General features: G+C 62.0%; 30 protein-coding genes and 2 pseudogenes. 10 read left to right on the top strand and 22 right to left on the bottom strand.

All coding sequences use genetic code 11. From position 1 onward, the window contains the following. Positions 1-37 precede the first annotated feature (37 nt). The gene (locus tag ACZ9EJ_RS04175) at positions 38-1,183 is read left to right on the top strand and encodes an alpha-hydroxy acid oxidase (protein ID WP_046638922.1); all 1,146 of its coding nucleotides are present in this window, start codon (positions 38-40) and stop codon (positions 1,181-1,183) included. 129 nt (positions 1,184-1,312) lie between these two features. On the opposite strand, the gene ACZ9EJ_RS04170 is transcribed toward ACZ9EJ_RS04175, so the two are convergent. From ACZ9EJ_RS04170 to ACZ9EJ_RS04160, 3 genes are all read right to left on the bottom strand, one after another. After that, on the bottom strand, positions 1,313-2,674 hold the full coding sequence (locus ACZ9EJ_RS04170) for a sensor histidine kinase (protein WP_046638921.1): 1,362 nt from the start codon (positions 2,672-2,674) through the stop codon (positions 1,313-1,315). Then, on the bottom strand, positions 2,661-3,338 hold the full coding sequence (locus ACZ9EJ_RS04165; protein WP_046631385.1) for a winged helix-turn-helix domain-containing protein: 678 nt from the start codon (positions 3,336-3,338) through the stop codon (positions 2,661-2,663). Before ACZ9EJ_RS04165 ends, ACZ9EJ_RS04170 begins: the two co-directional genes overlap by 14 nt. A 77-nt stretch (positions 3,339-3,415) precedes the next feature. Beyond that, positions 3,416-3,940, bottom strand: coding sequence for a hypothetical protein (locus ACZ9EJ_RS04160; RefSeq protein WP_251089495.1), 525 nt, complete (start codon positions 3,938-3,940; stop codon positions 3,416-3,418). Positions 3,941-4,085: 145 nt separating this feature from the next. On the opposite strand from ACZ9EJ_RS04160, the gene ACZ9EJ_RS04155 reads away from it, so the two are divergent. The 3 genes from ACZ9EJ_RS04155 (at position 4,086) to ACZ9EJ_RS04145 (ending at position 5,054) form a co-directional block, all read left to right on the top strand. Further along, the gene (locus tag ACZ9EJ_RS04155; RefSeq protein ID WP_251089496.1) at positions 4,086-4,358 is read left to right on the top strand and encodes a hypothetical protein; all 273 of its coding nucleotides are present in this window, start codon (positions 4,086-4,088) and stop codon (positions 4,356-4,358) included. A gap of 145 nt (positions 4,359-4,503) precedes the next feature. Next, positions 4,504-4,758, top strand: a complete 255-nt coding sequence (locus tag ACZ9EJ_RS04150; RefSeq protein WP_046638918.1) for a hypothetical protein — start codon at positions 4,504-4,506, stop codon at positions 4,756-4,758. 17 nt (positions 4,759-4,775) lie between these two features. Then, a complete protein-coding gene (locus tag ACZ9EJ_RS04145; protein ID WP_046638917.1) occupies positions 4,776-5,054 on the top strand; it encodes a hypothetical protein in 279 nt (92 codons plus the stop codon). Between the two features lie 586 nt (positions 5,055-5,640). On the opposite strand, the pseudogene ACZ9EJ_RS04140 reads toward ACZ9EJ_RS04145, so the two are convergent. The 4 genes and pseudogenes from ACZ9EJ_RS04140 to ACZ9EJ_RS04125 all read right to left on the bottom strand — a co-directional run. Then, positions 5,641-5,788, bottom strand: a pseudogene (locus ACZ9EJ_RS04140) (damage-inducible mutagenesis protein); the annotation flags it as partial. Positions 5,789-5,816: 28 nt separating this feature from the next. After that, on the bottom strand, positions 5,817-6,872 hold the full coding sequence (locus ACZ9EJ_RS04135) for a glycosyltransferase family protein (RefSeq protein ID WP_255737705.1): 1,056 nt from the start codon (positions 6,870-6,872) through the stop codon (positions 5,817-5,819). Positions 6,873-6,881: 9 nt separating this feature from the next. Further along, complete coding sequence (locus ACZ9EJ_RS04130; RefSeq protein WP_046638915.1) at positions 6,882-7,784, bottom strand: phosphotransferase; 903 nt, start codon at positions 7,782-7,784, stop codon at positions 6,882-6,884. Then, the gene (locus tag ACZ9EJ_RS04125; protein ID WP_046631399.1) at positions 7,781-8,446 is read right to left on the bottom strand and encodes an HAD family hydrolase; all 666 of its coding nucleotides are present in this window, start codon (positions 8,444-8,446) and stop codon (positions 7,781-7,783) included. Before ACZ9EJ_RS04125 ends, ACZ9EJ_RS04130 begins: the two co-directional genes overlap by 4 nt. A 123-nt stretch (positions 8,447-8,569) precedes the next feature. Between ACZ9EJ_RS04125 and ACZ9EJ_RS04120 the strand changes: the two genes are divergently transcribed. From ACZ9EJ_RS04120 to ACZ9EJ_RS04100, 5 genes and pseudogenes are all read left to right on the top strand, one after another. Then, complete coding sequence (locus ACZ9EJ_RS04120; RefSeq protein ID WP_046638914.1) at positions 8,570-10,438, top strand: hypothetical protein; 1,869 nt, start codon at positions 8,570-8,572, stop codon at positions 10,436-10,438. A gap of 233 nt (positions 10,439-10,671) precedes the next feature. After that, positions 10,672-11,022: a hypothetical protein gene (locus ACZ9EJ_RS04115; protein WP_255737338.1), complete on the top strand. Its 351-nt coding sequence runs from the start codon at positions 10,672-10,674 to the stop codon at positions 11,020-11,022. 74 nt (positions 11,023-11,096) lie between these two features. Beyond that, a pseudogene (locus tag ACZ9EJ_RS04110) lies at positions 11,097-12,573 on the top strand (multicopper oxidase family protein). A gap of 1 nt (position 12,574) precedes the next feature. Further along, positions 12,575-14,794, top strand: coding sequence for a copper-transporting P-type ATPase (locus ACZ9EJ_RS04105; protein ID WP_080955865.1), 2,220 nt, complete (start codon positions 12,575-12,577; stop codon positions 14,792-14,794). After that, the gene (locus tag ACZ9EJ_RS04100; protein WP_046631407.1) at positions 14,791-14,976 is read left to right on the top strand and encodes a DUF2933 domain-containing protein; all 186 of its coding nucleotides are present in this window, start codon (positions 14,791-14,793) and stop codon (positions 14,974-14,976) included. The genes ACZ9EJ_RS04105 and ACZ9EJ_RS04100 overlap by 4 nt, the downstream gene beginning before the upstream one ends. Positions 14,977-15,131: 155 nt before the next feature. On the opposite strand, the gene ACZ9EJ_RS04095 is transcribed toward ACZ9EJ_RS04100, so the two are convergent. The 15 genes from ACZ9EJ_RS04095 to ACZ9EJ_RS04025 all read right to left on the bottom strand — a co-directional run bounded on the left by ACZ9EJ_RS04095 (position 15,132) and on the right by ACZ9EJ_RS04025 (position 24,566). Then, entirely contained in the window at positions 15,132-15,875 is a 744-nt protein-coding gene (locus tag ACZ9EJ_RS04095; protein WP_046631409.1) for a hypothetical protein, read from the bottom strand. A gap of 72 nt (positions 15,876-15,947) precedes the next feature. Next, complete coding sequence (locus ACZ9EJ_RS04090; protein WP_046642434.1) at positions 15,948-16,232, bottom strand: Txe/YoeB family addiction module toxin; 285 nt, start codon at positions 16,230-16,232, stop codon at positions 15,948-15,950. Continuing rightward, positions 16,232-16,519 carry a type II toxin-antitoxin system Phd/YefM family antitoxin gene (locus tag ACZ9EJ_RS04085; RefSeq protein WP_046642435.1) on the bottom strand — a complete coding sequence of 96 codons (288 nt, stop codon included), beginning with the start codon at positions 16,517-16,519 and terminating at the stop codon, positions 16,232-16,234. Before ACZ9EJ_RS04085 ends, ACZ9EJ_RS04090 begins: the two co-directional genes overlap by 1 nt. Before the next feature lie 60 nt (positions 16,520-16,579). Then, positions 16,580-17,329, bottom strand: a complete 750-nt coding sequence (locus ACZ9EJ_RS04080; protein ID WP_046642436.1) for a metallophosphoesterase family protein — start codon at positions 17,327-17,329, stop codon at positions 16,580-16,582. Then, the gene (gene uraH, locus ACZ9EJ_RS04075; protein ID WP_046642437.1) at positions 17,329-17,685 is read right to left on the bottom strand and encodes a hydroxyisourate hydrolase; all 357 of its coding nucleotides are present in this window, start codon (positions 17,683-17,685) and stop codon (positions 17,329-17,331) included. The genes ACZ9EJ_RS04080 and uraH overlap by 1 nt, the downstream gene beginning before the upstream one ends. Next, positions 17,682-18,182: an ureidoglycolate lyase gene (locus ACZ9EJ_RS04070; protein ID WP_046642438.1), complete on the bottom strand. Its 501-nt coding sequence runs from the start codon at positions 18,180-18,182 to the stop codon at positions 17,682-17,684. The genes uraH and ACZ9EJ_RS04070 overlap by 4 nt, the downstream gene beginning before the upstream one ends. Positions 18,183-18,211: 29 nt before the next feature. Beyond that, on the bottom strand, positions 18,212-18,574 hold the full coding sequence (locus ACZ9EJ_RS04065) for a HepT-like ribonuclease domain-containing protein (protein WP_046642439.1): 363 nt from the start codon (positions 18,572-18,574) through the stop codon (positions 18,212-18,214). Further along, complete coding sequence (locus ACZ9EJ_RS04060) at positions 18,571-18,861, bottom strand: nucleotidyltransferase family protein (protein ID WP_046642440.1); 291 nt, start codon at positions 18,859-18,861, stop codon at positions 18,571-18,573. Before ACZ9EJ_RS04060 ends, ACZ9EJ_RS04065 begins: the two co-directional genes overlap by 4 nt. Before the next feature lie 68 nt (positions 18,862-18,929). Continuing rightward, positions 18,930-19,427 (bottom strand): 2-oxo-4-hydroxy-4-carboxy-5-ureidoimidazoline decarboxylase, encoded by a 498-nt coding sequence (uraD, locus tag ACZ9EJ_RS04055; RefSeq protein ID WP_046642441.1) that lies wholly within the window; start codon positions 19,425-19,427, stop codon positions 18,930-18,932. After that, on the bottom strand, positions 19,424-20,350 hold the full coding sequence (gene puuE, locus ACZ9EJ_RS04050) for an allantoinase PuuE (protein ID WP_046642442.1): 927 nt from the start codon (positions 20,348-20,350) through the stop codon (positions 19,424-19,426). Before puuE ends, uraD begins: the two co-directional genes overlap by 4 nt. 71 nt (positions 20,351-20,421) lie before the next feature. After that, positions 20,422-20,724, bottom strand: coding sequence for an AzlD family protein (locus ACZ9EJ_RS04045; RefSeq protein ID WP_046631428.1), 303 nt, complete (start codon positions 20,722-20,724; stop codon positions 20,422-20,424). Continuing rightward, positions 20,721-21,428 (bottom strand): AzlC family ABC transporter permease, encoded by a 708-nt coding sequence (locus ACZ9EJ_RS04040; protein WP_046642443.1) that lies wholly within the window; start codon positions 21,426-21,428, stop codon positions 20,721-20,723. Before ACZ9EJ_RS04040 ends, ACZ9EJ_RS04045 begins: the two co-directional genes overlap by 4 nt. 197 nt (positions 21,429-21,625) lie before the next feature. After that, entirely contained in the window at positions 21,626-22,483 is an 858-nt protein-coding gene (locus ACZ9EJ_RS04035) for an AraC family transcriptional regulator (RefSeq protein WP_046642444.1), read from the bottom strand. Positions 22,484-22,544: 61 nt separating this feature from the next. Continuing rightward, positions 22,545-23,252, bottom strand: a complete 708-nt coding sequence (locus ACZ9EJ_RS04030; RefSeq protein WP_046642445.1) for a DUF1045 domain-containing protein — start codon at positions 23,250-23,252, stop codon at positions 22,545-22,547. 123 nt (positions 23,253-23,375) lie between these two features. Then, positions 23,376-24,566 (bottom strand): NAD(P)/FAD-dependent oxidoreductase, encoded by a 1,191-nt coding sequence (locus ACZ9EJ_RS04025; protein ID WP_046642446.1) that lies wholly within the window; start codon positions 24,564-24,566, stop codon positions 23,376-23,378. Between ACZ9EJ_RS04025 and mnmC2 the strand changes: the two genes are divergently transcribed. Further along, positions 24,565-25,287, top strand: a complete 723-nt coding sequence (gene mnmC2 / locus ACZ9EJ_RS04020) for a tRNA (5-methylaminomethyl-2-thiouridine)(34)-methyltransferase MnmC2 (RefSeq protein ID WP_046642447.1) — start codon at positions 24,565-24,567, stop codon at positions 25,285-25,287. The two genes, ACZ9EJ_RS04025 and mnmC2, sit on opposite strands and share 2 nt — an antisense overlap. Positions 25,288-25,315 lie beyond the last annotated feature (28 nt).

Here is a 25,315-nt window from a genome sequence, read left to right as displayed (position 1 = left end):
CGTCTCGTCTTCCCCGCCTTCGAAAGCCACTCCACTGATGTCCAAGCCGCTGACCATCGCAGACCTCAAAAAACTGGCCCGGCGCCGGGTGCCAAAAATGTTCTTCGACTATGCCGACAGCGGCGCCTGGACCGAGGGGACCTACCGGGCGAACGAGGAAGACTTCTCCAGGATCAAGCTGCGTCAGCGCGTGCTGGTCGACATGACCAACCGCACGCTGGAAACCACGATGATCGGCGAAAAGGCGGCCATGCCCGTGGCGCTGGCCCCAACCGGCATGACCGGCATGCAGCATGCCGACGGCGAGATGCTGGCCGCCAAGGCCGCGGAAGAATTCGGCGTGCCCTTCACGCTCTCGACCATGAGCATATGCTCGATCGAGGACGTCGCCTCGGTCACCACCAAACCCTTCTGGTTCCAACTCTACGTGATGAAGGACCGGGGCTTCGTCGAACGGCTGATCGGCCGCGCCAAGGCGGCGAAATGCTCGGCGCTGGTCGTCACCGCCGACCTGCAGATCCTCGGCCAGCGCCACAAGGACCTGCGCAACGGCCTCGCCGCTCCGCCGAAGCCGACGCTCAACGCGGCGCTGCAACTCGCGACGCGCCCGCGATGGTGCCTGGAAATGCTTGGGACCAAGCGCCGCGGCTTTGGCAATATCGTCGGCCATGCGAGCAATGTTTCGGACCTCTCCTCGCTCGGCGCCTGGACCGCGGAGCAGTTCGACCCGCGTCTTTCCTGGGACGATATCCGCTGGATCAAGGACCTCTGGGGCGGCAAGATGATCATCAAGGGTATCCTCGACGAAGAGGATGCCCGCGCCGCGGCCGACACCGGGGCGGATGCGATCATCGTCTCCAACCACGGCGGACGCCAGCTCGACGGCGCACCGTCCTCGATCAGCATGCTGCCGAGGATCGTCGAAGCGGTCGGCGACCGGATCGAAGTGCATATGGACGGCGGCATCCGCTCCGGCCAGGACGTGCTGAAGGCGGTGGCGCTCGGCGCCCGCGGCACCTATATCGGCCGGCCCTTCCTCTACGGCCTCGGCGCCATGGGCAAGCAAGGCGTCACCACGACGCTCGAGATCATCCGCAAGGAACTCGACATCACCATGGCACTCTGCGGAAAGCGCGATATCCAGCATATCGACCGCAATATTCTGGCGAACATGCCGTTCTGACGGCGGATGAGAAGGCCGCTCAGAAAAGTCACTGCAGTGTTTATCAACAATCACGTCCGTGACTGCTCTAGCGCCGTTCGATTTCGAGCGCTTCGGGACCTTCCTACCGACCGGTGAATCCGGCAACAGCTAGGTACCTTGCCGTGGCACCGGGAAGGTGACCAGGACTCTGAGGCCGGGGGAATTGTCGGATAGTTCAATCCGCGCATCGTGCAGATCGCAGATAGCCTTCACCAGGCTCAGTCCAAGACCTGAACCGACGGTGGTTCTGCTTTTTTCGAGACGATAGAAGCGTTCCAGCACGCGCCTGCGCTCCGGCTCCGGTATCCCCGGACCGTTGTCGCTGACGCTGAGAGCAACCCCTCCGGCATGAGGCGATAGTTCCAGGGATGTGCGGGTGCCGGCAGGAGTGTGACGCATGGAGTTCGCCAGCAGGTTTGCCAGCATCTGCCTGATCAGGTCCGGGTCGCAACTGATCCAGCAGTCGCCGTCCCCCAGCTTCAAATGGAGCTCGTGACCTTCTTCAGACGCGGTGACCTCGTAGATTTCGTAGATGTCGCGCACGAGGTCTCCGAAATCGACCAATCTGAAGTGCGCCGTCCTGCTTCTTGCTTCGATCTGCGCAATCCGCAGAAGCGCGTCGAAGGTGCTGGCAATCGCAGCCAGCTCCTGGAGTGCCGCGCCGACAGCGCCTTTTACTTCGTCCATATCCTCCCGGTGAAGAGCATCATCGAGGACGAGGAAGGTGCGTCCGATAGGCGTCTTGAGGTCGTGAGCAATGTCTGTCGTCACCTGCTTCAGCGCGATGACGCTCGCTTCCAGCCGTGTCAAAGCCACGTTCACCTCGCTCGACAGCACGTCGATCTCATCCATCCGCGGCGATACCGGCAAGCGTTTGGAAAGCTCTCCATGACCGATGGCGTGGGCGGTCTGCGAGAGTGCGAAGATGCGGTTGCGGGAACGATATCTCAATACTGCGGCCCCTCCGAGACCCACGGCGAACACGATGGCTGTGGTCCATCCGAAGCTTACGAGAACTATCCTCGCCAGTTGATCGGTATCTCCCTCGCTGATGCCGACGACCAGGTCATTGTCGCCGAGCTGACCCCTGAAGAGCTTGTAGCTCGTCGATGCGTCATGCTGGTCATCCGGAGCAAGGTCGGAGAACCCGCTCGGCACGCCGCTGATGGCCGCGTTTCCGGCAATGACGCCCCCCGTCCTGTCCCGGAGCGTGTATATCGTCTCCTGGCCGCGGATGGCGGGACCGTGGCTGTTGATCATGTCGATCGCCCCGGACACCCCGCGGGCGCGGAAGGTCGCCTCTATTTCGCGGTAGCGCTCCATGACGGCTGCATCGAGACGGTCGTCCAGATAGGCCAGCACCATCTGGTATGCGACGACATTCGCTCCGAGATAGGACACGACAAACAGCGAACTGTAGATGATGGCGAGTCGGACCGCCGTGCTCTTGAAGAAGCTACCGCCGCGCATGCAGGGAGTAGCCGATGTTACGGACTGTATGGAGGAGCGGAAAATCGAAAGGCTTGTCGATCTTCGCCCGGAGCCTGCTGATATGCGTCTCCACGACGGAGCTTTGTGGATCGAAGTTGAAGTTCCAGATCCTTTCGAGAAGCATCGTCTTGGTAAGCACCCTACCCTCGTTACGCATCAGGAGTTCGAGCAGCGAAAACTCTCGGGGAAGCAGGTCGAGGAGCGTCCCCGCCCGCTCGGCCGTTCGCTTGACCAGGTCCATCTCGAGATCGCCGACGCGCAGCCTCGTCTTCTCCGTGGCTATTGGCGGACGCCTGACAAGAGCATTTATCCTGGCCGTAAGCTCGGAAAAAGCGAACGGCTTTACGAGGTAATCGTCTCCACCGGACTCCAGACCCTCCACGCGGTCGTCCACGCCGCTCATGGAGGTGAGGAACAGCACGGGCGTGCGGACGGAGGCGGCGCGAAGAGTCTTGACGATGGTGAGACCATCCAGAGCCGGAACCATCCGGTCGACGACCACGATGTCATGGGACGCATCAAGCCCGGCTGCCAGTCCGTCCCGCCCGTCGCGAACCCAATCGACGACATGGCCCGCGGACGCCAGGCCTTTGACGACGTAGCCGCCCGTCTTCTCGTCGTCTTCAATGAGGAGGATTTTCATGGGGTTTCCGGGTCTGGACACGAGGGGGAGGAAGACAGGCGCCGCCGGGATTCCGAAGCCTGAGGATTGGGACTTTGTTACGGCAGGAGGCTATCTCGACTCGACGGAACGGGCCCGGGTCCAGCTTCCAGTCGCCGTTGTTCCTGCTTTCGCTTGCCATAGGGCGTGAGGCGCCGGGGTTTGTAGATCGACAGTGCAAGCGGGATGAGAAGTACGATCAGGCCAGCGGAAGCGTGGACCACCGTAGAAAGTCGGACGTGGAAGAGCTCCGGATTTTCGAGGTCCGGGGCATCCGCCAGACGGCTGATGCCCTCTAGCTGCAACAGGAGGACGCCCCCGGCGAAAGTGGTGACCATCAGCTTTGCGACAACCCACCAATGTCGGATCAAACCCCATTGGGTTGCGAGAGATTGGATTATTCCTATTGCCAGCGCAGCCAGTAACAGGGGGATGATGACGATCCACGTGATGATTTCCATTGAAGGGTAGACTGCCATCGTCACGACGGCGTCTGACGTGGCGATGCCAGTGATAGCAAGGACCAGGAACGCCGAGATCGCGCCCAGAAGCCCGACAGATGTCGCCACGTGGGTCACCAGCATCAGCCTGCGCGTCCTTGGACCTACCATAGTGTTCTCCAAACGGGTTGCACCTTACAAAAATGTAAACTGGGCGAAAGGTGGCTGACAAAGCTCCGATCTAACTTCCTCACACTGCGCCATGCAGTTGTTGAATGAGGAAACGATCATGAAGTCTAAGCTGATCATCATATCAGTCGCTCTCGCAGCCGTCGCCGGTCCAGCATTGGCGAACGGCCCCCTCGCCTCCGGCGTATCCCAGGTCGATGCGATTGTCCAAGGTCATGCCAGCCCCGGTGATGCTGCAGTCGCCACGTCGGACCGAAACGTAAAGTTCCGGGTCCTTGACAACGGTGCTGTCGAGCGCACCAACAAGCGGTTTGGCACGGTATCGGTAACGGACCCGCATGCCGAATTCCGTAAGTCCCGCGACAATCGCTGACCCCTTACGTCGCTGGCGTGGCTGACCGCACCACCTGACCGTGGACCGCGCAGCCCCGTTACCGCAGGCTATCCAACACACCCAATGATCCGTCAACCACGGTCGCAAATCACGTGGCGCGGTCAATTCTGAAGGAACACGCATTATGAACAAAGCAATCTCCGGCATCGTCGCAGCACTTATCTCGGTCGCCGGCCTGGGCACCGCTGCGCTTGCCCAGGAAGGAACTTACTACGAGGGTGCCCAGCGCGTCCCTCAGTCCGACACCGCTCGCTCCGGTGCGGAGCAGTATGGATATACAGGCTCAATCGCGCGCGGTTCCGAGTCCTACCACTCGTCCGGCGCGCAGAAGGCCCAGAATAGTGGTGATTACTACGGTGGGACCGATCGAGCCAACTAACCGCCAGATCATCGGTGATGATCATTTCACTGGCTGGCGACAGCTTTTCCGCCGTCAGCGCCGCGATGCATCTCGAAAGCTCACCCCAGATCTCGCAGATGGAGGATGATCATTCCTCTCTCCATGACCAAAATGCCATGGCCGAGACAGATCATCACGGCGACCAGGGCGATCACGGCAGCCAGGAGAAGACCAGGAACTCCTGGCTGCAAGGGTTACTGCGGCGTCGCCGCGATCACGTGTTCCGGCTCATCGTTGAGCCAGCCGCGTGTGGTTTCCATCCGCGAGTTCGTTGACGACACGGATACAGTCGGCGAAGCTCCGGGCCTTCATCGCCCACTTAACATCTGAGAACTAGACCCGCTGTGCGGGTCTTGCTGTGCCGTCGCGCAGGCTTTTGCCGCGTCGGCACAAACGCGATCTTTTCCGCAGGTTCAGGGGCCGGCTGGTCGCGGGAGCTGCCGGGCGATCAGGTGCACAATCTCGCCTTCCCGTTGGATCTTTCCGTGTATCGGCATCATCAACGCGGCTTCCGAGACGAACGTCACCTTCGCTAGGCTGCGATAGGCTGCGGTCGCCTGGTTAGCCCCGGGGGCGATCAATGTCAGACGAGGCTCCGCTGCCTCGAACCTCAGTCTCCAGTTCAACAAGGATCTCGTCGGAATCCAGGCAACTGAGGCAGATCCCGCATCCATCGTCGTCGAACTCGCTGGCCGCTTTGCGTTGCCGACAGCAGTCGCAGATGACGGTCCCTCGACACGAGGCTCGGGCAGGAGCGAGGATCTCGATCAACAGATTTTCGACAGCGTGCGCAGCAGGCTCGGGCATCGTGACCTCCCTGATATTCCTGACATTCCTGATATCAAGGAGATAGGAGTGCGCGTGGAGGTAATCCAGAGCCAAGGCGGGAAAGAAACAGATCCCGTCTTGTCAGGCACCGGACGACCGGCCCCTTTGTCCGCGCCGCGATCCCGGCGGCAAACAGCGCAGCCACCGCTCCATCGACAGTTCCGATCCACCGCCCAGGGCACACGGCCTCCATCCGAAGGGGCCGTGCTTCACCCCTGTAGATCCAGCTTGTCAATCATAAGTGGGTCGTCCGGGGACATTTCGACCGCAAGGCCGGTGGTGAATGGCTGATTGGCATGGGGTGCGGTCAGCAGCACCCATTGCGTCAGGTCGCAGCCGAACAGGGTCGGCTGGTCCGGTAGCCCCTGCTCGGCAATCTGGTGCCGGGTCAACGCCTCAAGCTCCGGAGGGCGGATCGAGATATACACGAGAGATTGCCCACGCCGTTTGAGCTCGCGCACCGTTTCAACTGCGATCGGATTGGCCTTCACCTCTTCAAAACGAGGATGGAAGAACTTCGACCCCTGTTCAAAAAGGAATCCATCCACCGCGATGAAATATTGCCGATGGGTTTTGAGGTAATCGCGCCATTCGTGGACCGTTCCCCAGTCCTGATACTGCGAGATACGCATGACCCGGAAAACATGACCGTTCATCGACAGCCAGGCAATGATCTCAGACAAGTAAAGCTCGCCCATGGACAGTCGAGACTGCCCCGTCAGCTCTTCATAGGCGCCCAGGAACGCTCGCGGACTTGTAAAAAAGTAGCCACCCACACTGAACATGTCGGAGATTACCTGTTTCTCGCGGAAATTGACGATCGCATCTTCCTGGTCGACCTGAACATAGCTCTTGTTCTGCGGGTTGACCTGACTGAAGGAGCTGAGCGACGCCACGCAGACATAGTTGTGGTTCTGGACAAGTCGATCGACCGCGAAGTAGTTGTCGCTGTCCTTGACCATAAAGGGGCCGTCTATACCCGTGCGGCGCAACGTCTCAGCGACGGTTTCCGACTGCGAGCGGGTCGGCTCATCGAGGATGACGCAATTCACATCCTGGCCGAAAGCGACGCAAAGCCCTTTGCGGGCTTGGAACTTTTCCTCGTGCTCGCGCAGTATGGTGAAAATGAACTGGTCCGCTCTCGCCCCAAGCCCGGCCACTGCCCGCCGGACCATCGGCAGCCCCTCGTGATCGGGGAGCATCCATTTCGGCGGCATGTCCGGAAAACGCGACGAACGGCCAGCGCAAGGAACAATGATATGCATGCGTCACCTCTATGAGAGCAGTTCGTTCGCGGCTCGGCCGCATTCTTCGACCCGTCTGCCAACAAAGGCTTGATCGGCATCGGTTCGGGCATAGGGCAGAATTCGCGCGAAAGTCAGCCCCAGCAGGACGTAGTGCCGTATGGGCCAGGCGGGATCGAGAGCGGTTGCCGCGGCGTAAAAGCGTTGCCGCAGCCACCAGGTCACGCCGCGGGCCAGCGGGCGGCCACGATGCGCATGCCAAAGCCCTTCGCATTCCTGAAAGAGCTTGGACCAGTCGATCCAGTAGTGGTCGAAAGGAGAGGCAATGGTGTCGATCAGCCATAATCTGCCGTGCCGGTCGACCAGAACATTTTCAAAGGTCAGATCGCCATGCACCGCGGTTGTCCTGGCCGGCTCCATCAACGTTCCCATCCGGGCGACCGCGTCCTCCAGCGGACGGAGCCTGTCAGTGAAACGACCCTGCGTTTTTGCGGCGATCTGGGCAAGCTTGTCCTCGATCAGCCCGATTGTTGGGGTCAGCGGCGATGGTGAGGACGAAGCGGTTTCCGACAGACAGGTCATCAGTCGCTCCACCCGGTCGGCAAAATCCGAAACGCAGTGAAATGGGCTGTTCGAGAGAAGGTTTATCGCATCACGCGAGGGCACATATTCCATATCGAAATAGAAGTAGCCGTCGATCTCTCCCATATCGAGGATTGCTGGCATGCGGGCACAGTCGGCGATGAGGCCAGAGAGCTGATGCTGACGCGAAGCCTGATCGCGCAATCCGGCATTGCCTTCGCGACTGTTCGCCGCCTTGCGAACGAAACTCCGTTGCCCGACAGGTACCAGCGCGACGGTGGCGCCGGAAAAGCCCGAGAGCGGTATCGCATCTTTATGGTCCTTGAGGGCCGGATGAGTTTCGACCGTCATTGCGTTCCCGCCTGGACGCTCCGACGATGGATCATACCCGGGCGGGTCACGTCGATCACATCCATCCGCGCGGCCCTTGCCGCTGAAATTCCGCTGACGGTATCCTCGAATGCAAGGCATAGCGCCGGTGAAACCTGCAGCAACTCGGCGGCCCGAAGATAGGGCGCCGGAGCAGGCTTGCCTTCGACCGTGTCATCGCCGGTTACGACCGCAGAGAGACTTGCGGTCCAACCCATGTGATCGAGAATCCGCGTCACCCCGTCGCGATTGCCCGAAGACACGACCGCCATCGCCCGCCTGCCCCGCCATTTCTCAATCAGGCTCGATGCAGGAAGCGCTCTTGCCCCATCACGGGCCAAAACCTCACCGAACCGGGCTTTTTTCAGTGCATGGATATTGGCGACCATCTGATCGTCGATCTCGCCCATGCCGGCCGCCCGGGCATAGGACCGGATCGCCACGCGGGCGGGAGGGCCGATCGCGGCAAGATAGTCCTCCATCTTCAACCGGTGTCCGAGATGCGCGAACACCTCGCCATACGCGCGACCATGGACCGTCATCGTATCGACGAGCGTACCGTCGAGATCGAAGAGAAGGGCATCGTAACCCGAGAGATCTAGGTCAGCCGGCCAGGTATCGGTGTTAAGATCAGATTCCGGCATCTCTGTTGACTTTCTAAAGACCGACACCGAATATATCTGGAATATTATACCGTTAAACACCGCATTTATACAGTCAGAGAGGCTCCAAACGTCTTACCGGCACTAATCAAAAGGAGTATACCAATGACATTCGACATTGCGTGCCAGCCGGAGGATGTCTCGGACGCAGAGCTTGCCGCCGAGCTGATCCGGACCGGCAACCATGCCGATGCATTGAAGATCCATTCGAGGCTCGTCGCTCAAGGCAGCCCCTCCAATAAGCTCCTCCAGGACGCGGCGGCGGCAGTCGTCGCAATCGTAGTCGATGACCGCCTGCCGGATCTGCCGGAAGCAGAGGAGCAAGCGCTTTTGCGGGCGCTGATCCTTCAGCCTTCAGGCGACATCGAGCCGCCTGCACTGCATTTCCAGATTATCTCGACCTATTGGGGGCGCGGCGACCGGGTGCTGGAACGGATGGCCATGATCTTGCGTCAGGCGCTGGAGCGGCTTTGGACCGAAGGTTGCCGCGAGCGAAGCTTCCTCTTGATGGTGCTCTTGCTGCGCAACCACCTCAGGCAGATGATCGACAATGCCGCGTTGCGGCAGTGGCATCAGTCGCTTCTGCCGCATTTCACCCCCGCGGAGATGACGCTCCCCTATAACTGGATGTTCGACCGCAAGGGCTTCCGCGACAATGTGGCGGATGTCCGCGCTCTGGTCCGGGAATTATCGGGCACGGAACTGACGCGCCGCTTCAAACCCTGGCAGATCGTCCAATTGCACTGGATCACCGGCGGCAAGGACATCGACCCGCTTTTGCCGCAGATGGTATTGACCGAACCCGCTGACCGTTCGCTTGCGTTGCGCGCGGCAGCGCTTGGCTTGGGTCCTGCACCGCCCGGCTGGGAAATGCAGGCCGAGCAATGGGCAGCGCTGCATGTCCCGCCGGCACAGGCATTTTCAAAAGTCTCCAAGGCCCGTGCCCTGGCGCGGCTGGAAAGTCGCCCGGTTCAGGCGCTGCAGGCCGCTCTTCAGTACGCCGCCCGAAAGGCACCAATGTTGCGTCTGAGATCGCGTCCGCGCATCGCGGTGTGCGTTTCAGGCCAGTTGCGCGGCTGGCAACGGGCGCTGCCCGGCTGGCGCAGCGGTCTGCTGCAAGGTGCCGATTGCTATTTCTTCGTGCATACGTGGGAAGATATCGGGCGTTCTGGCGCCGAGCACTTCCGAGCCCATCTTCCCTTCGACGGCGTCGCCTTCTGCGCGAGCTGGCGAGAACAAGGCCGACAGGTCGGAATGGACGAATTGGCCGCGCGCTACCCCTCCCTCTTTGCGAGACTGCGCGACAGCGGCAAGGTGACTCGTGCAGAAATCGCTGAAACCTATGGCACGGATCATGTCGTGGTCGAGGACGACAAGGCTCCGGCTTTTGCCGGATGGTCGAACAGCAAGAAGATGCACTACAAGCTGGCGGCGGCCCAGAATTTGGCGACAGAAGGCGGCGACGATTTCGATTTGATTCTCCGGATCAGGCCGGACAAGGAAACCGGCCTGGCCGCCTTTGCCTGGCGAGACCTCATCGCCGCCGCTGGTGAGCCGGCAATTTTTGCCGACCTCGCATTCGGCTTTCACTACGGAAACCCCTTGATCGGCGATCAGGTGGCAATTGGTCTGCCAAAAGCAATGACAGTCTACGCTGAAACGCTCCAGACCATAGTTAGACTCCAGTCTGAGAATTTCGATCGATCCGGAGACGGCTTCGAGGGCCACAAAAGCCTGGCGTTCACCTTGTGGCATGCCGGGATCGCGGTGCGGCGCCTGCCGGTAAAGATGGGTCGGCTCCTGGAAGCGAAGACCATGGGCTTGCAGGAAATCGCCGACTGCCTCTCCCAGGATGCCAGCGGACGACAGGACGCCATCGATCTGATCTTGCTGGAGGCCATTCGTCGCGATCTTGCTGGCAGATCCTCCCCCCATGAGGCAGATCCTCCCCATGAGAAGGTGATGTCAGCTTAACCTGGTGGAGCAGTCAAGTTCCGCTGGCTGTCATCGATATCGTCGAACCGATGTCCTGACGGAAAGATGTTTCCGCCGCCAGACGATTAGTCTTGACCTTCCCATGGTGGGAATCCCCATCTGTGTATCCCGAAACGTCTGCAGCTCGGCATCCCTGATCACCACTTGATGAAGATCAACGTGAGCCTGTCGTGCCGTGCTAGGTTGTTCCCGAGGAAACTAGGCTGAGCAAGATGAACCCGCGGAAGCTGTCACCGCTGATATTGAGTATATGCGTCGCGCTGGCCGCCGTCGCTGTTCTCTTCAGCGCGCCTGCCTCCCATGCCGCGCATCAGCGATGCTCCACAGAGATCAGCGCATCCGTCGGTCATTCTCAGCAGGACGACCACCATTCGAAATCCAAGGCGGCGCTTGGCGACGAGGCATGCTGCAGCAGCATATGTGCCATGGGCCTGCTGGTCATTCCCTTGCCGCCCGCGTCGGGGGGCGTCTCTATGCTGCTGCCCCGTGCCTTGCATCTGCAGGATCATCTCACCGGGAGAGCCCCCTCACCCGGTCTCAAGCCTCCGCAATCCGCTGCCTGATGAATCCGTCCCCGCTCCAGCGGGAATCCATCATCAGCACTGTCGGCATGCCGACAAGGACCAAGAGGCATATCATGTATCGCCGTCAATTCCTGAAGACGCTGGCCGCGGGTGCGGCAGCCGTCTCGCCCGTCCTCAATTCAACGCACGCGTTTGCAAACCCTGCCCCTGTCGATCTCATCATCGGAAAGAGAACCCTGGACGTGAACGGCAAGGCCGCCACCGTCTTCGGTCTAGCCGACCGCAGCGGCAGGCCGGGTCTCGTCCTCGATGCGGGTTCGAACTTCGATGTTCGCCTTCTCAACGAGTCCTCGGAGGACACGCTCATCCACTGGCATGGCCTGACACCGCCATGGAACATGGATGGCGTGCCGGAAAATCCCGCCGCCCTGCTTACCGCCAGGGAGAGCCGGGACTACACCTTCCCCGTCGGTCCCGGCGGCACCCACTGGATGCACGCCCACACCCTGCAGGAACAGAGCCTGCTTGCAGCACCGCTGATCGTCCGGACGGCCGAAGACCGCGCCCGCGACGAACAGGAGGTTGTGATCCTGCTGCATGATTTCTCGTTCAAATCCCCCGAGGAATTGCTCGATGCCTTGAAGAACGGGAACTCCGGCCATGGCGCGGATGCAGTCAGGCCATCAGAGCATGATGCAGATGATGACGAACATGCAGGGCCATCAGATGCCGATGACAGGAATGTCGACAATGAGCATGCCGATGAAGGGGATGTCGTCGACGGATCTCAACGACATCGAATACGATGCGTATCTCGCGAATGACCGGACTTTGGACGATCCCGAAGTCGTCAGGGTCGAGAAAAGCGGTCGCATACGCTTGCGGATCATCAACGGAGCGACCGCGACAGCCTTCACCATAGACATCGGGCAGATTTCCGGCAGCCTCATCGCAGTCGACGGCAACGATATCGTCCCTCTCTCGGCCAGCCGCTTCCCGATCTCGATGGGTCAGCGCATCGACATCAGGCTGCAGCTTCCAGCACACACCGGATCCTATCCGATACTCGCGCTCCGAGAAGGCGCGAGGGAGCGGACGGGCATCATCCTGGCGACCAGCGATGCGGCCGTGGAGAAGCTTGCCGCCAAAGCCTCCGAGGCCGGTCCTGTTCTCGACCTCGGCATGGAGCGGCAGTTCAGGGCCGCCGCGCCTCTCCCCGCGAGATCACCCGACCATCAATACACGGTAACGCTGACTGGTGACATGGCCGCCTACGCGTGGGGCATCGACCCATCCGCGCCATTGCGTGTCTCGCAGAACAAGCGGGTCCGGCTGACCATGCGCAACATGTCGATGATGGCGCACCCGATGCATCTGCACGGGCATCATTTCCAGGTCGTGCGCGCCAACGGCCAGGATATCGGCGGGGCCGTCCGCGACACCGTTCTTCTGACGCCGATGGCCGAGGTCGCGGTGGAGTTCGACACGGTCAATCCCGGCCGCTGGCCGCTTCACTGCCACCACCTGTACCACATGGCCACGGGGATGATGACGTACATCACCTACGGCGAGGCCAGACGGGGAGAATGACATGACACATGAGTATCACAATCACCCCCATCACCACGATCACGGTCATCCCGGCGAAACGGACAAGGCGGCTTCTCTCGGGGCCTCAACGCCGCCTTCCGCCGCAGAGGGAACCATCTACACGTGTGCGATGCACCCGCAGGTCAGGCAGATCGGACCGGGCAACTGCCCGATTTGCGGAATGACGCTCGAACCGGAGTCACCAACGGTCCAGTCCGGGCCGAGCGCCGAGTCGCTGGATATGCAGCGCCGCTTCTGGATCGGCCTCGTCCTATCGCTTCCGGTGCTTGCCCTTGAGATGGGCGGCCACCTGACGAACCTGCACATGCTCGTCGGACCACAGATGTCCAACTGGATCCAGATGGTCCTCGCAACGCCAGTTGTCCTCTGGGCAGGATGGCCTTTCTTCGAACGCGGCTGGCGTTCCGTGGTCACACGGCACCTCAACATGTTTACCCTGATCGCCATGGGCACTGGGGTCGCCTGGATCTACAGTGTCGTCGGCACGGTCCTGCCGGGCGCCTTCCCTGAAACGCTTCGCTCGGCCGAAGGCACGGTCGCGATCTATTTCGAGGCGGCGGCAGTGATCACCGTCCTGGTTCTGCTGGGACAGGTGCTCGAGCTGCGGGCGCGCGAACAGACCGGGGGAGCAATCCGCGCCCTGCTGGATCTGGCGCCTAAGACAGCCCGACTGGTTTCGGCTGACGGTTCGGACCAGGATATCGCGCTCGACGCGGTTGCCGTCGGAAACAGGTTGCGCGTTCGCCCGGGAGAGAAGGTCCCCGTCGATGGCACGCTCCTTGAAGGCAGAAGCTCCATCGACGAGTCCATGATCACCGGGGAGTCGATGCCGGTCACGAAGGAGGTCGGCTCCAAGCTGATCGGGGGAACGATGAACCAGACGGGCGGCTTCGTGATGGAGGCCGGGAAGGTCGGACGCGACACCATGCTGTCGCAGATCGTCCGGATGGTAGCCGAGGCGCAAAGATCCCGCGCACCGATACAGCGACTGGCGGACGAGGTGTCCGGCTGGTTCGTCCCGGTGGTGATTGCGATCGCATTCCTGTCCTTCATCGCATGGATGCTGTTCGGACCCGAGCCGCGTTTCGCCCATGGACTTGTAGCGGCCGTCGCTGTCCTGATCATTGCCTGCCCCTGCGCCCTCGGACTTGCTACCCCCATGTCCATAATGGTGGGTGTCGGACGGGGAGCAAGGATCGGCGTACTGATAAAGAATGCCGAAGCGTTGGAACGCTTCGAAAAGATCGACACGCTGGTCGTCGACAAGACCGGGACACTGACGGAAGGAAGACCCAAGGTCACCGTGATCGCTCCGCGCGAAGGCATCTCGGAGGCCGAACTGCTCCGGCTTGCGGCAACGCTGGAACGGTCGAGCGAGCACCCGCTCGCACTTGCCATCGTCAATGCCGCGAACGAAAGGAACGTGCCCCTGGGCGAGGCTTCGGAGTTCGACAGCCCGGTGGGCAAGGGCGTGACCGGGACGGTCGAAGGCAGGAAGCTGATCCTTGGCAGTCATCGTATCATGGGCGAAGCCAACGTCGATGTGTCTGTAATGGCATCGAAGGCCGAGGAACTGCGCGGCGAAGGTGCGACCGTGATCTTCATGGCAGCCGACGGTGTTTTGGCCGGTCTTTTCGCGATCGCGGATCCGATAAAGGCGACCACGCCGGAAGCCGTCCGGGCGCTGGTCGCAGAAGGCGTGCGGGTGGTGATGCTGACCGGCGACAACAGGACAACGGCCCAGGCGGTGGCGCGAAAGCTCGGCATTAGCGAAGTCGAGGCCGAGGTCCTGCCCGAAGACAAGAGCAAGATCGTCGCCCGCCTTCGGGACGAGGGGCGGATTGTCGCCATGGCTGGAGATGGCGTGAACGACGCTCCCGCACTGGCGGCGGCGGATGTCGGCATAGCGATGGGGACCGGCACCGACGTTGCGATCGAAAGCGCAGGGGTGACGCTTCTGAAAGGCGATCTCCAGGGCATTGCCCGCGCCCGGCAGTTGAGTCGGATGACGATGCGGAACATTCGCCAGAACCTGTTCTTCGCGTTCATCTACAACGCTGCAGGCATCCCCGTCGCCGCAGGCGTCCTCTATCCGACTTTCGGGCTTCTTCTCTCGCCGATCATCGCCGCAGCCGCAATGGCTCTTTCGTCGGTGAGCGTGATCGCCAACTCACTCAGGCTCAGGAGGATCGACCTATGAACTTGTCCCGCACAGGGCTGCTGATGGCGGCCTCGCTCATCATCGTGATCGCCTTCTTCATCCTCCGTGAGCACTGGGCGCACGCGCTGGGGCTGGCACCATACCTTCTGCTGCTCGCCTGCCCGCTGATGCACCTGTTCCATGGTCATGGCGGCCACGATCACAAGGATCGTTCCGACTAGCCCTGGAGCGCCTCGTCCGGCGCGGCAACGCTGCGCCGGACGATGAAGTCAGTAGATTTGCACGCCGGAACACGGATCAGCATCGAAACACCGGCCAGTTCCGGGGCTTTTTTGCATCTCACTCTATCAAATCACAGGAGTGGTCGGTGCTGCGATCAGCACCAGCCGCCCTTGCCGGCGCCCGGCCGCCTGGCCAGGCCCTCGTTGACAAGGATATCGGCGAGCGAGCGGCCGTTGCGCGTCACTTCGCGCAGCTTGTGTCCTTCGACCTCGTCTTCATTGCCCTGCCAGGTGACCAGCTCGAACGGCCCGGAATCGAGGAAGGCGCGCACCCGCAGTTCCGCATCGCTCGCCTTGATCCGCTCCGCCTCGCAACGCGGCTTCTTGATATCGGGCACCTCGATGCCGACCAGCCGGATCTTCTGGCCATGGAACATGAAACGGTCGGCGGCCACGACGCAGTCGTCCTGCTTGGCCGAGCCGCATAGATAAAATTTCGCCTCATAGGCGCCGGCAAGGCTCTCATTGCTCTTCGGCGGTTCGGCAGGTTTCTGGATCTCGTCGAGGACCGGCTTGCCGATCGGCGCCGGCGGGATGATCGCGGCGGTATGGCTCTGGTCCGGAGCGACCGCGGGCTTCGGCGTCACCGGCCGATGAGACGGCCCGGAACTCGCCTGGACAGGCTTTGCCGGCACCGGTTTTACCGCGACCTGGACCGGTCGACCGGACGTCAGGCCTTTGACAAACCGCCTCGCCTCCGCGGAATTCTCATAAAGCGCGATGCCGCCGGCCACCACCGCCAGCGCTCCGAGCCAGGGCCAGATCGTCGAGCCGGAGCCCGACGACCGCTTGGGCGCGCTTCTGCGCCGAGAACCGGATTTGCCGCGCGTTTGAGCCATGACGATCTCTCCTGTCGAATCGGAAAGAAGTATCGGAGGGAAGGATTGCCGAAAGGTTTCAGGAGGAGCGGTTCAGTAGTGGAAACGGCATTGGAGGATGATGAGCCGCGACTGATCATTGCCGGTCTCCACGCGGTAGACGAGCCGGTGTTCCTGGGATATCCGGCGGGACCAATGCCCTTTGAGCTGATTGCGCAAGGGCTCGGGCTTGCCGATGCCTTCGAACGGATGACGCAATGTGTCCCTGATCAACTCGTTGATCCGGACAACCATTTTGGGATCGGTCTCCTGCCAGAAAATATACTCGCGCCAACCATCCGGCTCCCAGACGAGCAGGTAGGCTTTCCCGGGGGGCATCAATCAGCCTTCTTGTTGGGGATATAGTCCTCAGGTTCGATCAGGTCGTGAACGATCAACTTGGAGCCGTCGTTGACATTGGCGATCGCCTCCATCAGCCGCGTCGCATTGGCGGGCGTCGACATCAGGTGCAACGTCTCGAGCATGCCTTCATACTCGTCCTTGTCGATCAGGATGGCCGACGGCTTGTCGCGGCGCATGATCTCGATTGGCGCGCGGTCGTTCGAGACCTCGTCCAGAAGGCTGGCAAGTTCCTGCCGAGCTTGGGAAAACATGACGGTGCGCATGATGGCCTCCAAATGACTTGTACGATAAATAGTACATGTCATAACCAAAATCAATCTACCCTACCCCGCCCTGCCCGTGGCGAGCGCCACCGCCCAGTCGGCGCGGCCGTTTTCGGCGGCGAGGCGCGACATCGCCAGATGATCGTAGGCCACGTTGCGGAACTGCGGTATCCAGCCCGCGGACGTCTTTTCCAGGATCGCGTAGGACGCCATCGTGTGGCCGGTCTCCACTTTGTGGAAGCAAGGCGTGTCGTCATCATAGGCCGGGCAGCCGACGCTGCCGGGATTGACGATCAGACGGCCGTCGGAGAGCTGCACCGCCCGCGGAATATGGCTGTGTCCGCAGAGGATCAGCGGCTGCTCGATGCCTTCCGCCAGCGCCTCGATCTCTTCCAGCGGCTTCAGGAAGACATGGCCTTCGCTGGATACCTGCTCCAGCCAATAGACGTTGTCCGATTGCGGCGTCGCATGGCAGAGATAGGCCTCGCTCCGATAGACGGCGCTGAACGGCAGCTTACGCAGCCATTGCAGGTGGCGCGGCGCGAGCTCGGAAAAGGCATGTACTTCCCAGGACGGCATGGCATCCGCCGGGTTCTCGATCAGATAGCGGTCGTGATTGCCGCGCACCGTCAGCGTCGCCATCGTATCGAGAAGCAGCAGCAGGTCGGCGGTGCGCCCGGCTTCGAGCGGGCCGCTCAGGCAATCGCCGAGATTGACGATGTCAGTGATGTCCTGCGCGTGAATATCGGCGAGCACCGCCTCGAGCGCTGCGCAGTTGCCATGGATATCGGCGATCGCGGCAAAGCGCATCAGCTCCCCCGATAGGTGGAATAACCGTAGGGCGAGAGCAGCAGCGGCACATGGTAATGCGCCGTCGTGTCGGCAATGCCGAAACGGATGGGGATCACGTCGAGAAAGGCCGGCTCGTCGAGCGCGATGCCGCGGGCACGAAGATAGTCTCCGGCGCGGAAGAGCAATTCGTATTCGCCGGCAAGAAACGTCTCGCCGATCAGGATCGGCCCGCCATCGACACGGCCGTCGCTATTGGTGACGACAGTCTTGAGTTTTTCGCGTGTCTCGCCGTTCAGCCGGTAGAGTTCGATCGACAACCCCTCGGCCGGTTTGCCGCTCGCAGTGTCGAGGACATGGGTGGTGAGGCCCGTCATAGGCTCGGCTCCGAGATCAGATAGGGGGTGTCGAAAAAGGCCTCCTCGTAGTTCGCGGAGGTATTATCCCTGTCCACCACCAGGAAATCGCTAACGACGCCGATCGCCATCAGCGGATGGTGCCAGGCCTTTGGGAAATAATTGACGCCCTGGTGCGGCTGCACGAGGAAGACCTGCGGCTTGCCCGGCCGGCCGTCTTCGTCATGGGAAACCGCGATCAGGAACGGCTGGCCCGATATCGGCGAAAAGCTTTGGCTGGCGAAAGGATGCCGCTCCATCATGGTGATCGCGTAAGGGAACTGCCGCGGCTTGCTGCGGAAGATGCTGAAGATCAGCCGCTCGGGCTCGCCGATCACCGCGGGCTCGGCGAGCGCGTGATAGCGCTCCGTCGTGCCGCCGTTGATCAGCCGCATGGTCGCCGGATCAGCCTCGATGACATCGCCGAAGGGAGCGAAGGCTTGCTTGGTGAGGGGCCGGATTTCCAGATATTCGGTCAATTTATTCGCCTTCAGTCATTCGGCTTCATTCATTCGCCCTGGGCACGCCAGTTGCGCAGGGAGTCGAGCTGGGAGAGAAGTTCGGGGATCATCCGGTCGACGGTCAGCCAGACCGTATCGATATCCAGGTGAAAATATTGATGCGCAATGCGGTTGCGCATGTCGCGGATGTCTTTCCACGGGATCTGCGGATGCTCCACGACGAAATCCGGGAAGCGCTCCATGATCTTGGTTGCACATTCGCCGATCGCCATGATGTTGGCGATCACGGCATCCTGTTTGATTTCATCAAGGCGGAAAGCCTCGCGATCCAGGCCCGAGACATATCTTACGGCCTTGCTTCCGGTTACGATCATCCGATCGAGATAGGCTTCGAGACGCTCTACACTCATATTGCCAAGGCTTCCGCCACGATGCGTTCGCGGATCTTGGGCGGAAAATCGCCCGGAACCTTGACATCCACCGGCACACCGAGCGCTTCTTCGAGATCTCCCTGAAGTCCGCCGAGCGTGAACAGCGACGTCGTCGGCGAGGGATCGACCAGGATATCGAGATCGCTGTCGGGCCTGTCCTCGCCGCGCAGCACTGAACCATAGACGCGGGGATTTGAGACTTCCCGGCGGGCAACGATCTCGCGAATTATATCCCGGTTCTTTTCCAGCGCTTCCGACGGTCTCATGACGGCGTCACTCCTGATGTCGCCAATATAAGCGACGGCGGGGATTGAGGAAAGCAGCGTCCAAGGCCTCAATGTCCCGGAAGCAGCGATTGCAGGCGCAGGAGCGCGATCTTTTCCACCTGGGCGGTGGCGGTGTCGAACTCCTCTTCGAGCGAGTTGTGGATACGTTTCTCGAAGGCTGCGAGAATGTCGTCCTTGGTCAGGCCCTTGACCGCGATGATGAAGGGGAAGCCGAATTTTTCCGTATAGGCGGTGTTGAGCTCGGTGAAGCGGGCGTGTTCGGCAGGGCTCAGGCGGTCCAGCCCGGCGCCGGCCTGTTCCTTTTTGCTGTCCTCGGTGAGTTCGCCGGCAATGGCGAGCTTTCCGGCGAGATCCGGGTGGGCGCGCAGCACGCCGAGGCGTTCCTCGCGGCTTGCCTTGCGGAAGATCGAGGTGAGCGCGTCATGCACGCTCTTGGACGTCAGCGGCACCAGCATCAGCCCGGAATCATAGGCCCGCTCGGCGATGAAGGGAGAATGTTCGAACACGCCGCCGAACATCTGGATGAAGTCGCCGCGGGCGGTCATAGAGCGCCCGCCGGCTTGTGGTGTTCGTGCCAATGCCTGGCAATCTCGATGCGTTGCGGGATCCAGACCTTGTCGTGGCTGAGCACGTATTCGATGAAGCGCTTCAGTGCCGCAGCGCGGCCTGGCCGCCCGACGAGGCGGCAGTGGAGGCCGACCGACATCATCTTCGGCGCGCCCTCCTTCCCTTCCTGGTAGAGCACGTCGAAGGCGTCCTTGAGATAGGTGAAGAACTGATCGCCGGCGTTAAAACCCTGCGGCGTGGCAAACCGCATGTCGTTGGTCTCCAGCGTATAGGGGATGATCAGGAACGGCTTGCCGCCGAGGCCCTTGACCCAATAGGGCAGATCGTCCGCGTAACTGTCTGAGGAATAGAGGAAACCGCCCTCCTCCATGACCAGTTTCAGCGTGTTGTCGGAAGGCTTGCCCTGGTACATGCCGTAAGGGCGCTCGCCGACGAGCTCGGTATGCAGGCACACGGCTTCGAGAATGTGTTCGCGCTCCTTCGCCTCCGGGAAATCCTTGTATTCCAGCCAGCGGTAACCGTGGCTGGCGATTTCCCAGCCGGCTTCCTTCATGGCCGCGACGGCTTCCGGGTTGCGGGCCATGGCGAGCGTCACGCCATAGACGGTGGTCTGCACCTTGAGATCGGTGAACATCCGGAAGAGCCGCCAGAAGCCGGCGCGCGAGCCGTATTCGTAGATCGACTCCATGTTGAGGTTGCGCTGGCCCGGCCAGGGCGCAGCACCGACGATTTCCGACAGCAGGTTTTCCGAGGCCGGATCACCGTCCATGATCGAGCTCTCGCCGCCCTCCTCGTAATTGATCACGAACTGGACCGCGACATGGGCGCCGCCGGGCCACTTCGGATCGGGAGTGGAACGGCCGTAGCCGACGAGTTCGCGCGGATAGTCTTTTGCCTGCATGGATCACCTTCGACGAATGAGGCCGGACGGTAGCGCACCCGTTCCGGCCATGTCGAGATGGAAACGTCGTCTCAGAGGCCGAGCGCGCGAAGGATCGCGACTGAGGCGACACCGAGTGCCACGGAAACAAGCATCGGCAGTCGAAGTGCCGCAAAAGCAGTCACGGCGCAGGCCAAGGTTTCGGCAATCCCGGTGGCAAAGGCGGTCGGCGCGACGACCGCCATCAGCACGGCGGGCGGGATCGATTCGATCGCCTTGCGGCGGCTGCCTTCGAGCGAGACATGGCGGATGAGGACGAGGCCGCTCAACCGGGTGAGCACGGTAGCGGCGGCCATGGCGAGGATCGCGACGAGCGTGGCGAGATCGACGGTCACGGCGTCACCTCCACGTCTTGAGATTTGCCGGTCAGCATGGCGGCGGCAAGGCCGGCGACGGCACCGGCGGCGATATACCAGACGCCCGGCACGAAATGCTGGGTGGCAACAGCGGCAGCACCGCTCGCCAGCAGCACGGCGCCGGTTTCCGCACCCTTCCAGAAGCCCATGACCAGAACGATGAAGACAGCCGGGAAGGCGAAATCGAGCCCGAGCACCACCGGGTCGCCGAGAAAGGCGCCGAGGGCCGCGCCGGCAAGTCCCGAAAACACCCAGGCGAGGTAGAAGGGCGCGACGAGGCCGGCGAACCAGGCGGGGGTGAGCTTTGCTACCTTTGCCCGGAACTCGGCCATCGCCCAGATCTCGTCGGCGAGGAACAGCATCGACAGATAGCGCGCCGGCTGGCTGAAACCGCCCATTCTGGTGCCCAGCGAGGCGCTCATCAGCACGTGGCGGATGTTGACGAGCAGGGCTGCGAACCCGACGCCGGTCCAGGAGGCCGGATGGGTCCAGATATCCATCGCCACGAATTGCGAGCCACCGGCAAAGACCAGCGCGCTCATCAGCCCCGCTTCGGCCGGCGACAGGCCCTTGGTGGCCGCAACCGCTCCGAAGACGAGGCCGATCGGGATGACGGCGGCGATTAGCGGCGAGATCGCCCGCATGCCGCCGAGGAAGTCCTGTAGTTTTGTGTTGTTGTTCATTCAATAACCTTGATCTGATGTCGGCGTACGTCACCCCCTCACCCGGCCTCCGCTTCGCTCGGCCACCCTCTCCCCAAGGGGAGAGGAGGAACGGCGACGGCGCGGCATCTCTCTTCTCCCCTCGGGGAGAAGGTGCCGGCAGGCGGATGAGGGGGAGGCTTAGAACGGACAACATCAGCCGTCTTGAACGAAAGTGATCAGCGCGCCCGATACTGGCCCGGCGTCAGCCCGGTGCGGGCCTTGAAATGGCGGGTGAAATGCGCCTGGTCGGCAAAGCCGCATTCGAACGCGATTTCGGCCGGCTGGCCGCCGTCCCTCAAGCGTTTGCGCGCTGCGCGGATGCGGATGTCGGTGAGGAAGGAATGCGGGGTGATGTGGAATTCCTTGCGGAAGGCACGGATGAGATGGGCACGGCTGAGGCCCGCGACCGTTGCCAACTCCTCCAGCCCCACATCGGACGCAAAATTCTCGACCAGGTAGTCGCGCGCCTCACGGACGGCGGTGCGCTCGGTGGTATCGACCGGCACGATGATCGAGCTGCCGTGGCGGCGAAACACCGCATCCAACACCAGGAACATCGCCTGGCTGGTCTCGAGCGCGCCGGAGCCCTCTTCCAGCGTCCGGTGCGCCGCGTGGAAAGCGTCGGCGAGCGCCTGATCGTGGAGGAGCTGGATGCCGAAGGCGGGCGTGCCCTCAAAGGATTTGCCGGTGACGTCTTCGAGGATCTCGCGAAACAGCGCGACATCCGGATAGATCATCCGGTAGCGATAACCGCCGTCGCCGGGCGCGCCGTCGTGGATCTCGCCGGGATTGATGAGATAGATATCACCCGGCCCCGAACTTTCGCGCAGGCCGCGGATGGTCGCCACCTGCGCGCCGCGTTCGATGGCGCCAATGCTGAACGTGTCATGCGCATGCGGCGCGAATTCATGGGTGAGGAACGTGGCGGCCAGGCATTCCATGCCCCCGAAACGGCTGTCGCGCCAGAAGCGGGTTGTTTCCGCCTGGGCGAGCGGCATGTGGTCGGCTGCCTGTTCCTGGGAGACGTTCTGCATCGCGCGGATATAGCAGATTTCTCCGACGGCCTCTTGAACAAAAGTGACCGTTTGCGCTCTTTCAGGCGATCTTGCGCGCCGCCACGCGGCCCATCGGGTGCAGCGAATGCACCTGGAAGGGCGCGCCCGGCTCTTCCTCGATGAACAGCGCCAGATTGGCGATCTCGACCGGCTTTTTGAGATAGGGCTCGAAATAATCGCGCAACGCCAGATCGAAACGCGGCATCTCGATCGCCGACAGCGGGCCGGTCAGCGTCATGTGAAAACGGAACTCGTCCATCACGTAAGGATGGCCCCAGCGATAAAGGTTGGCGAACTGAGGCGCAGAGAGATCGCCCGAATCGCTGCGTTCCAGTTCGGCCTCGGTCAGCGGCGTGCGGAAATTGTCGAATTCCTGGACGACGGAGGCGGCGAGGAACCGGGCGGTGTCGCAAGGGACGACCGGCGCAAGGCCGAAGAAATTGCCGAGCCGGACGACTTCGAGCTTCGGCAGTTCGAACGGGCTGTGGGTACCGGCGAAGCGCATCAGGTGGCGCAGCAGCATCGGTTCGGTGACGTCGGGCGCCAGCCGGAACGGCGCCTTCAGCGTCGCATGGAAACCGTAGCGACGCGGCAGCGCGGTATTGAAGGCGATGTCGTGGATGCCGATGCCGCGGATGGCCGGCGGCTCCATCGCCTCGCCCGAAAAGGCGTTGCGGCCGAGCCACTGGGCCGCGGCAAGCGTCAGCGGATCATGCGCCGGAGGCGTGAAATGAATGGCATAGCGCATGCGTCACCTTCTGAACGTCCTTTTCAGCAACCCCGTGTTTTACGCATTGCTCAACAATCCCTGCGGTGGGGGTTAAGTGATTTGCGTGACAGAATAACGACGCGAAGGACTGAAAGTTCGCGTTTAACGGGAGGCGACGGTAAGGTGACTGGCGAGCGTGAATGACGCCGGGAGCCGCATTTCCCGGCCGTTCAGGGCGTTGAGGGCTGCATCGGCCAACCTGTGGGCGATCCCGAAACTCACCTTGAAACCACCTGTGAGCGCAATCACTCGGGCGTGATCAGGATGCGGGCCGACCATCGGATCACGGTCGATCGCCTTCGGCCGCAGCCCCGCCCAGCCCTCGACGACGGGAGCCTGGGCCAGTGCCGGCACCAGCACGCGGGCGCGCGCGATCAGCTCATCCAGCTGAGAATCGGTCGAGGACGGGTCGTCGAACACATCCTCGCTGGTGCTGCCGACCGCCACATGGCCGCCCTCATGGGCGACGACATAGAGGCCGTTCAGGAAGATCACCGGCAGAGACGGATCGACATCCGCCTTGAGCAGTGCCGCCTGACCCTTGACCGGCTGGCCGAGCGGTCGCTTCAGCGGCGGCGAAATGCCTTGAAGCAGCGGGAAGGACCCGTGGCCGGCCGAGACGATGCAATGTCCGAAGGTGACGCTGTCACCGCCACGGAATATAATCCTATTTACCACGGGATCGATCGTCTCGGCCTCGATACCCTCGACGACCTGCACATGACCGGCCGAGCGCAGAAAGGCGACGAGCGCCGAGACGAGACCGCGCGGCGAAACCCGTGCGGCAAACGTGTCGTGCACCAGCCCGGCGGCAGCGAAGGAGGCATCCGGCCAGCCTTTTTGAGGCGGACGGTCGAGCACATGCCATTGGAAACGGCGGTCGCCGCGCCGCCAGCAGGCTTCCGCATCGGCGGAATGGCCAAGCGCGATCTTCCGCAAATGCGGCTTCGGCAGCGGGATCAGCCGACCGGAGCGGCGATAGCCGCAGGCCATGCCGGTCTCGGCTTCGATTTCCGCGATCTCGTCTTCCAGCGACAGAAGCGCATCGAACTGAAACTGCTTCTTGTCGTTCCACTTGTCCGGCATATGCGGCATCAGTGCGCCGAGCAGCCCGCCGCTCGCCCCCTGCCCCAACGGGCCGGCATCGACGAGCAGGGTGCGAATACCGAGCCGCTCGGCCTTGACCGCCGCCCAGAGGCCCATGATACCGCCACCGAGAATGACGAGATCGGCGGAGGATGGGAGAGCATGAGATTGACCGCCGAAGCCGGCAGGATTATCCGCATGTCCCATGAGTGACCGTGATCCTGAAATTCGTGCGACCGAAGGCCAGACTTTGGACTGGCATGACGGCGATATGCCTTATTCGCAAAAGTTTGGCGACCACTTTTATTGCCGCACCGACGGTCGGCTGGAATGCGGCCACACGTTTCTGGCGGGCAACGGCCTGCCGGAGCGCTGGGAAAAGCACCGGAACTTCCGGATCGGCGAACTCGGCTTCGGCACCGGCCTGAATTTCTGCGAGACCTGGCGGCAATGGAAGCTTTCCCGCCCCGCGGGTGGGAAGCTGCACTTCACGTCGTTCGAACTCTACCCGATGCAGCGCGACGAGATCGACCGGGCGCTCGCCCGCTGGCCGGAGATCGATGCGGAACGGCAGGCGCTGGTTGAAGCGTGGCCGGACGAGCCGGGCGGCCATGTCGTCATCGACGCCGATGCCCAAACCCGGCTGACGGTCGTCTGCGGCCCGGCGCTCGAAGGCGTCTGCGCGGCCGAGGCGGATTTCGACGCCTGGTTCCTCGACGGTTTTGCACCTTCCCGCAATCCCGACATGTGGTCGCCCGAAATCATGCAGGCAATCCACGACAAGACCTTGCCCGGCGGCACGTTCGGCACCTATGCGGCAGCCGGTTTCGTGCGGCGGAACCTGCAGGCGGCCGGCTTTACGGTGGAGCGACGTCCGGGCTTTGCGGGCAAGCGCGAGATGCTATGCGGGATCAAGCCGGCGTCCTGATCCAAGGCAGCCCAACGCAAAACAGCCG

The sequence above is a fragment of the Neorhizobium sp. USDA 3394 genome, assembly GCF_056280385.1.
The sequence above is the reverse complement of the archived record's forward strand: the minus strand, read 5'-3'. Positions and strand labels throughout refer to the sequence as shown.

What these genes read in the sequence shown, in the direction of transcription:
- uraD (WP_046642441.1), bottom strand. Translation starts at nt 19,427, where the DNA reads ATGACCGCCCGCGGCGACTTCATCCAGATGTTCGGCGGCGTGTTCGAA.
- ACZ9EJ_RS04100 (WP_046631407.1), top strand. Translation starts at nt 14,791, where the DNA reads ATGAACTTGTCCCGCACAGGGCTGCTGATGGCGGCCTCGCTCATCATC.
- ACZ9EJ_RS04120 (WP_046638914.1), top strand. Translation starts at nt 8,570, where the DNA reads ATGACATTCGACATTGCGTGCCAGCCGGAGGATGTCTCGGACGCAGAG.
- ACZ9EJ_RS04165 (WP_046631385.1), bottom strand. Translation starts at nt 3,338, where the DNA reads ATGAAAATCCTCCTCATTGAAGACGACGAGAAGACGGGCGGCTACGTC.
- ACZ9EJ_RS04125 (WP_046631399.1), bottom strand. Translation starts at nt 8,446, where the DNA reads ATGCCGGAATCTGATCTTAACACCGATACCTGGCCGGCTGACCTAGAT.
- ACZ9EJ_RS04060 (WP_046642440.1), bottom strand. Translation starts at nt 18,861, where the DNA reads ATGAGACCGTCGGAAGCGCTGGAAAAGAACCGGGATATAATTCGCGAG.
- ACZ9EJ_RS04130 (WP_046638915.1), bottom strand. Translation starts at nt 7,784, where the DNA reads ATGACGGTCGAAACTCATCCGGCCCTCAAGGACCATAAAGATGCGATA.
- ACZ9EJ_RS04085 (WP_046642435.1), bottom strand. Translation starts at nt 16,519, where the DNA reads ATGCGCACCGTCATGTTTTCCCAAGCTCGGCAGGAACTTGCCAGCCTT.
- ACZ9EJ_RS04155 (WP_251089496.1), top strand. Translation starts at nt 4,086, where the DNA reads ATGAAGTCTAAGCTGATCATCATATCAGTCGCTCTCGCAGCCGTCGCC.
- puuE (WP_046642442.1), bottom strand. Translation starts at nt 20,350, where the DNA reads ATGCAGGCAAAAGACTATCCGCGCGAACTCGTCGGCTACGGCCGTTCC.
- ACZ9EJ_RS04030 (WP_046642445.1), bottom strand. Translation starts at nt 23,252, where the DNA reads ATGCGCTATGCCATTCATTTCACGCCTCCGGCGCATGATCCGCTGACG.
- ACZ9EJ_RS04025 (WP_046642446.1), bottom strand. Translation starts at nt 24,566, where the DNA reads ATGGGACATGCGGATAATCCTGCCGGCTTCGGCGGTCAATCTCATGCT.
- ACZ9EJ_RS04115 (WP_255737338.1), top strand. Translation starts at nt 10,672, where the DNA reads ATGAACCCGCGGAAGCTGTCACCGCTGATATTGAGTATATGCGTCGCG.
- ACZ9EJ_RS04175 (WP_046638922.1), top strand. Translation starts at nt 38, where the DNA reads ATGTCCAAGCCGCTGACCATCGCAGACCTCAAAAAACTGGCCCGGCGC.
- ACZ9EJ_RS04035 (WP_046642444.1), bottom strand. Translation starts at nt 22,483, where the DNA reads ATGCAGAACGTCTCCCAGGAACAGGCAGCCGACCACATGCCGCTCGCC.
- ACZ9EJ_RS04160 (WP_251089495.1), bottom strand. Translation starts at nt 3,940, where the DNA reads ATGCTGGTGACCCACGTGGCGACATCTGTCGGGCTTCTGGGCGCGATC.
- ACZ9EJ_RS04135 (WP_255737705.1), bottom strand. Translation starts at nt 6,872, where the DNA reads ATGCATATCATTGTTCCTTGCGCTGGCCGTTCGTCGCGTTTTCCGGAC.
- mnmC2 (WP_046642447.1), top strand. Translation starts at nt 24,565, where the DNA reads ATGAGTGACCGTGATCCTGAAATTCGTGCGACCGAAGGCCAGACTTTG.
- ACZ9EJ_RS04145 (WP_046638917.1), top strand. Translation starts at nt 4,776, where the DNA reads ATGATCATTTCACTGGCTGGCGACAGCTTTTCCGCCGTCAGCGCCGCG.
- ACZ9EJ_RS04090 (WP_046642434.1), bottom strand. Translation starts at nt 16,232, where the DNA reads ATGCCCCCCGGGAAAGCCTACCTGCTCGTCTGGGAGCCGGATGGTTGG.
- ACZ9EJ_RS04105 (WP_080955865.1), top strand. Translation starts at nt 12,575, where the DNA reads ATGACACATGAGTATCACAATCACCCCCATCACCACGATCACGGTCAT.
- ACZ9EJ_RS04170 (WP_046638921.1), bottom strand. Translation starts at nt 2,674, where the DNA reads ATGCGCGGCGGTAGCTTCTTCAAGAGCACGGCGGTCCGACTCGCCATC.
- ACZ9EJ_RS04040 (WP_046642443.1), bottom strand. Translation starts at nt 21,428, where the DNA reads ATGAACAACAACACAAAACTACAGGACTTCCTCGGCGGCATGCGGGCG.
- ACZ9EJ_RS04065 (WP_046642439.1), bottom strand. Translation starts at nt 18,574, where the DNA reads ATGAGTGTAGAGCGTCTCGAAGCCTATCTCGATCGGATGATCGTAACC.
- ACZ9EJ_RS04080 (WP_046642436.1), bottom strand. Translation starts at nt 17,329, where the DNA reads ATGCGCTTTGCCGCGATCGCCGATATCCATGGCAACTGCGCAGCGCTC.
- ACZ9EJ_RS04150 (WP_046638918.1), top strand. Translation starts at nt 4,504, where the DNA reads ATGAACAAAGCAATCTCCGGCATCGTCGCAGCACTTATCTCGGTCGCC.
- ACZ9EJ_RS04095 (WP_046631409.1), bottom strand. Translation starts at nt 15,875, where the DNA reads ATGGCTCAAACGCGCGGCAAATCCGGTTCTCGGCGCAGAAGCGCGCCC.
- uraH (WP_046642437.1), bottom strand. Translation starts at nt 17,685, where the DNA reads ATGACGGGCCTCACCACCCATGTCCTCGACACTGCGAGCGGCAAACCG.